General features: G+C 69.1%; 3 protein-coding genes. 1 reads left to right on the top strand and 2 read right to left on the bottom strand.

Annotated elements, in window-relative coordinates; all coding sequences use genetic code 11:
- The coding region (locus WA805_RS16070) for an NAD-dependent succinate-semialdehyde dehydrogenase (RefSeq protein ID WP_425242736.1) at positions 1-1,250 on the top strand (1,250 nt) is incomplete at its 5' end.
- Between the two features lie 5 nt (positions 1,251-1,255).
- Here WA805_RS16070 and WA805_RS16065 read toward each other — a convergent pair.
- Both WA805_RS16065 and WA805_RS16060 read right to left on the bottom strand, forming a co-directional pair.
- Positions 1,256-2,908 (bottom strand): hypothetical protein, encoded by a 1,653-nt coding sequence (locus WA805_RS16065; protein ID WP_424559693.1) that lies wholly within the window; start codon positions 2,906-2,908, stop codon positions 1,256-1,258.
- 181 nt (positions 2,909-3,089) lie between these two features.
- Positions 3,090-4,018, bottom strand: a 929-nt coding sequence (locus tag WA805_RS16060; protein WP_425242735.1) for a hypothetical protein, incomplete at its 5' end; no start/stop codon positions are given.

Raw genomic sequence — 4,018 nt, 5'->3', positions numbered from 1 at the left:
CGCCGCGGCAGCGCGGCGAGATCCTGCGCAAGGCGTTCGAGCTGATGACGCAGCGGGCCGAGTCCATCGCCAGGCTGATGTCGGCGGAGAACGGCAAATCGCTGCGCGACGCGCGGGGCGAGGCGGCGTACGCCGCCGAGTTCTTCCGCTGGTACGCGGAAGAGGCCGTCCGCATCGAGGGCACCTTCATGCGGGCGCCGTCCGGCGCGAACCGGATCCTCACGCTGCACCAGCCGATTGGCGTGTCCGTCCTGGTCACGCCCTGGAACTTCCCGGCCGCGATGGCCACCCGCAAGATCGGCCCCGCGCTCGCGGCCGGCTGCACCGTGGTGCTCAAGCCCGCAGGGGAGACGCCGCTGACCGCGCTGGCGATCGCCGGAATCCTGGCCGAGGCGGGCGCCCCGGACGGCGTCATCAACGTGCTCACCTCCCGCAAGTCGGGGGCGACGGTGTCGGCCATGCTGCACGACCCGCGGGTCCGCAAGCTGTCCTTCACCGGGTCCACCGAGGTCGGCAGGATCCTGCTGCGCGAGGCGGCCGACAACGTGATCAGCTGCTCGATGGAGCTGGGCGGCAACGCGCCGTTCATTATCTTCGACGACGCCGACATCCCCGCAGCGGTGGAGGGTGCGCTGATCGCGAAGATGCGCAACGGCGGCGAGGCCTGCACCGCGGCCAACCGGTTCTACGTGCACGAGGCGGTGGCCGACGAGTTCACCAAGACGTTCGCGGCTCGCCTGGCGGCGTTGAAGGTCGGGCCCGGCCTCGACGAGGACACCGAGCTCGGCCCGCTGGTCAACGAGGACACCAGGTCCAAGGTGGCCGAGCTGGTGGACGGCGCCAGGTCCGGCGGCGCCACCCTGGTGACCGGGGGCCGCAAGCCGGACCGGCGCGGCTTCTTCTATGAGCCGACGCTGCTCGACGGGGTGCCGGCGCAGGCCGCGATCCTGGACACCGAAATCTTCGGCCCGGTAGCGCCGGTGGTGCGGTTCACCGACGAGGCGGACGCGATCCGGTGGGCGAATGCGACGGAGTTCGGCCTGGTGTCCTACGTGTACACGCGGGACCTGCGCCGCGGGCTGCGGGTCTCCGAAGCGCTCGAGGCGGGCATGATCGGGCTGAATCGCGGCCTGGTCTCCGACCCGGCCGCGCCGTTCGGCGGGGTGAAGCAGTCCGGCATCGGCCGCGAGGGTGCCCACGACGGGCTGCTGGAGTTTACCGAGACGAAGTACATCGCCACCGACTGGTAAGCCGTTCAGGTGCACTGGACGTAACACGGGATCCTGCCGGGCAAGCTCGTTCGCGAGCTGCCCAGGTCGTCGAGGAGATTGTGGTTCCAGACCATGATGGTGAACGTCTTGTAGTGGTAAACATGCGCGGGCGGACCCGCGTGCAGGGCCGCGATGGCCGGGAGGGGGATCAGGGAATTGCGGCGCGGGCTCCCGTTGGGGAGCTGGGTGTTGTCGGCGGTGTTCGTCACGATGAAGTTGGCATAGCTTTGCCGGGGGTCGTACCAGTCGGCCTTGGACTCGTAACGACGCGGGACGTCGCGGGTGAATTGCCACGACACCGTCCTGACCGCGACGCGGCCCCCGCTGTCCATCGTGATGAGGTTTGCCTCGAAGTAGGTACCGAGCCCGGTGGTGAGGTGGTGCGCCTCCAGCCACGGAACGATCGCCTGGTCGAAGTCCGCTACCGGGCGATGGGCGGTGCCATAGCCGAGCCCGGCCACATAGCAAGCCAGCACACCCACTGAGACCAAGGCCAGCGCCGGCTTCAGCCGTCGCGGCAACCGGGTCAGCGTCCCGGGGACCATGCGCCCGGCCAGGACGGCGCCGAAGGGCAGCACGGCCACGATCTCCCTAGTGTCGAACAGCGTGACGGGGGCGACGCTGAGCACGTAGGCGGCGACGTTGACGACGAGCGCCGTGGCCAGGACGGGGGAGACCAGGTCGCTCGGGTCGAAGAAGTACCGGAACGCGCGGAAGAAGCCCCACACCGCCAGCGCCACGCCCACCAGGTGCACCGCGGCGAGGGCGATTCCGGCGGCCATCGGCAGGCCGCCCAGGCTGGGACCGAGCAGGGAATATTTCGAGAGGTGGAGGAAGTCGGCGGCGAAAACGTTGAGGATTCCGTCCACCGCCAACACGATGTGCTGCCCGAGATAGGCGGTCGGGGTGCGTTTCGTCGCTAGCGGGAGGAGGTGGTATCCGTGCAGGTCGATGATCAGCCGCACGGCGAGCTTGGCCACGGCGTACGACAAGACAGCGACCGCGACCAGGGAAAGCTCGTACCACTGGGAGGCCAGCGATTTGCGGCGGACCACTCCCAGCAGGGCACGGGCGCCGCAGACGATCGCGATCGGTACGGCCGCGGTGAGCATGGCAATCTGGTCGGCGATCACCACCAAGGTGAGGATCGCGCCGACCGCGACCGGGACGTACCAGCGCCGCGGCGCGCGGTCCAGTAGCAGGAACGCGAGCAGTAGAGGGAGCTGGGTGCCCAGGTGGTCCGGCTGCGACAGCAGCAGGTGCGTGGCGTTGCCGAACTGCGGCGCGATCATGATCCCGGCCGCCACCGCGAAGCGGATCAGCCCTTCCCGCCCCGTCGAACGGCCCCTGGCCAGCAGGCCGGCCGCCAGCAACAGCAGCGTATAGGTGCTGGCGGCCGCGATGTGTTCCACATCGGGCCCCAGGCCCTTGATCAGCTCGACGAGCATGTACTGGGGGATCTCGGTCGTGTAGTACGTCACGTCCGCGATGGTCCAGCCGCGCAGCAGCCAGTTGCCGTGCAGCACGTCCCACGCCTGCAGCGCCTGGTCAGCGCCGTCGGAGCCAGCGGGATAGGTCCAAGAGAGCCGAAGGAAACAGAGGAACAGCGCCAGGCCGACGACTGTCGTGCCGGTCACCCACGCGATCCTCGGGTGACGCCGGGACCACTGTGTGAACCGCCGCATGCGCTCACGGAATGGCGACCGTTCCGCGCTAACGTGCTGGGCGGTCGCCTGACCGGTCAACCCGGTGTCCACACTGCCCCCTCACGGGCCTTGATCAATAGTGCGGGAATCATATCTGTTGCCCTGCGCGGGGTTAGCCGTTTCCCTGCGGCTTCCGGACGGCCAGCACGTAGCCGCCATGCAGGTTGGTGAAGACGGTGAAGGCGGCCGGGCTGAACTGGGCGGGCGTGAAGGTGACGGGGCCGTCCGGGGTGGCAGCAGGCGTCCAGGACCACTGTCCCGGTCCAGTGCGCAGGAGAATGAACACGTCGACGGGGCCGAACGCGGTGTGCGCGGCGGCGGCGGCGAACGCGGCCGGGTCGGTGACGCCGGAGAGCTTGCGCAACGCGGCGTATCTGCCAGACCAGTTGGTGTCGATGCCGGCCGCGGTCCTGGTGACGCCGATATAGCCGGGCCAGTTTACATAGGGGAACAGTTGCTCCGAGGCTGACAGGGTGACCGGTTCCGCGCTCTTGCCGAGCACGGATGCCACGTCCTTCTCGATGGGGTCGGTGGGGAACCAGGGCTGGCGGATGCTGGCGGGCGCGGCGGCCGGGTACCTTCCGTCGGGCAGCGCCATGGTGAATGCGAGGGTGGTGTCGTTTTTTGCGGTGCTCACAGCCGGCTGGTAGAGCCCGGTCACCGAGGGGGGGCCGCCCGGCATCCACGCCTGCCATGCGGTGATGGCGACAAAGATGCTGAGCAGGCACAGGGCGAGCGTCGGCAGCCCGGCCGGGACGGCGCGGATGGAGATCAGGCGTACAAGACGCGGGGCGGTGTGCGCGATGGTCAGCACCCCGGCCGAGGCCAGCATCAGGCTTGTCAGCCGGGGAGTGTCCTGCAGCAGCAGATGGCGGCCGACCAGGACAAAGGCGGCAAGGCCGAGCAGCCAGTAGGCGTAGATGCCGCCGGTCAGCAGCAGCATCGGTTTCCCCCACCACACCCGGCCCCGGTACCAGACCATCCCGATAACGCCGATCAGCCCAAGGACGCCGAGGGGAGTCGGCGCGAGGAACAGCAGCG

Origin of the sequence: Trebonia sp. (genome assembly GCF_049794275.1) — a bacterium.
In the GTDB taxonomy this organism is placed as follows: domain Bacteria; phylum Actinomycetota; class Actinomycetes; order Streptosporangiales; family Streptosporangiaceae; genus Trebonia.
The sequence above is the reverse complement of the archived record's forward strand: the minus strand, read 5'-3'. Positions and strand labels throughout refer to the sequence as shown.